Origin of the sequence: Paraburkholderia kururiensis JCM 10599 = LMG 19447, assembly GCF_003986935.1 — a bacterium.
GTDB lineage: Bacteria > Pseudomonadota > Gammaproteobacteria > Burkholderiales > Burkholderiaceae > Paraburkholderia > Paraburkholderia kururiensis.
The window spans coordinates 1-1370 of sequence record NZ_RJZE01000091.1; the positions used below are offsets into that span (position 1 = coordinate 1).

The following is a 1370-nucleotide window of genomic DNA, read 5'->3' on the forward strand; positions in this document are numbered from 1 at the left end:
GAAAGCGCGTCTGCCTTCTGGACTTCGGTTGCGTCCTTCACTACTGCGGGCTGATCGTTGGCCGCGGCGTCCCTGACGAGCCTCTTCAACATCTCGACATCGCACAACCCGTCACTATCGAAGGGCGTATTGCCGTCGCTGATCTTCTGCCAGCCCATGAAAGACGGGAAATCCGCGTCAGAAAGTTTCCTGACCTCTTCCTTGCTGATATCGATGTAACCCTGCTTCCCCGTGTCGTAGGGTATCTGCACCCACGTCGCACGGGCTGCCTCCGGGAGGGTCGCAGGCGTGGACAGAATGCGCCCGAAGCGCAGCATCTCGTAGCCGTCGCTCGGGCAGGCTTCGTAGAGCGCCGTTGCACGATGGTACAGATCGTATTCGTAGTCCTTTTCCTCGACCGGCTCTGGCGTCAGAAGTGTGCGCGAGCCGTCCGCAGCAACGCTCCAGACGTTGGTGTACTTCGCCCCCTTGCTGAAGTACATCTCGACGACAAGGGGCAGGGCGTTCGTGCCTGCGAGGCCGGCCTTGAAAGCGATGCCGTGGAGTTTGCCGTGCGCGTCCGTTCCCTGAGGCAATGCGTAAAACTGCTGCCCTGCTGGAATGGTGAAACAGATATGCCCCCAGCAGTCCGACGTTGTCGCCGTTCCCGGCGAGGCCACCCCGAGTTGCGTGTGCCCGAAATACGCATCGAAATCGCCCTGCGTCATGAATATCTCGAAGTGCAGGTAGGTGACGCCCTGATAGCGGCCGAGAAAACCCAGCACATCCTTGCGCCGCACCTTCTCGCCACTCCCCTTCGCCGCAGGAGTGACCTTCCCCCGGATATCCGGCCCGGACGGCTTGTGCAGGAACGCCGGTAGCCGGGCTCCGTCGTGTCCGAACGTGTGGTATTCCGCAAGCGGCAGCAGGTGCATGTAGAGCGAATAGAACGTCAGCGTGCGTCCGTCACCGGTTTCGGTGGAGTGTTTGAGCAGCACGAAACCCGCATTGCCGTTGCCGTCATCCATCGCGTGCTGGCAGACGCGGTATGCCACCACCTCGCCGTCGGCGATGGCATGGACCGGGCCGTGCATGTCCGGCGCAAGATGGGCGCCGCAATGCCAGCTCCGGTCGGCTGCAACCGGATAGATGCCGTGCGCCAGCTCGAATTTGTCGACGGCATCCATCATGGGGTCAGGCCTGGACGCGTCACTGGACGTCAGGCCCGATGCGGGCAGAAAGGGTGGGCTGATGATCATGACGTGTCAGTTCGTATGGGGAGGACGGTCGTTGACCTTGAGGTCGCTTTTCGGCAGGACGGGCAACGGCGCGGGCACGTTATCGGGACCGACGAACGTGAACGACGCCACCTTGATCGGGAACGCGCCGGG

At 62.2% G+C, this 1370-nt stretch carries 1 protein-coding gene; it reads right to left on the reverse strand.

All coding sequences use genetic code 11. From position 1 onward, the window contains the following. Positions 1-1169: M23 family metallopeptidase (locus tag PKKP23_RS33375; protein WP_138721057.1), on the reverse strand; the 1169-nt coding region annotated here is incomplete at its 3' end. Positions 1170-1370: the final 201 nt, after the last annotated feature.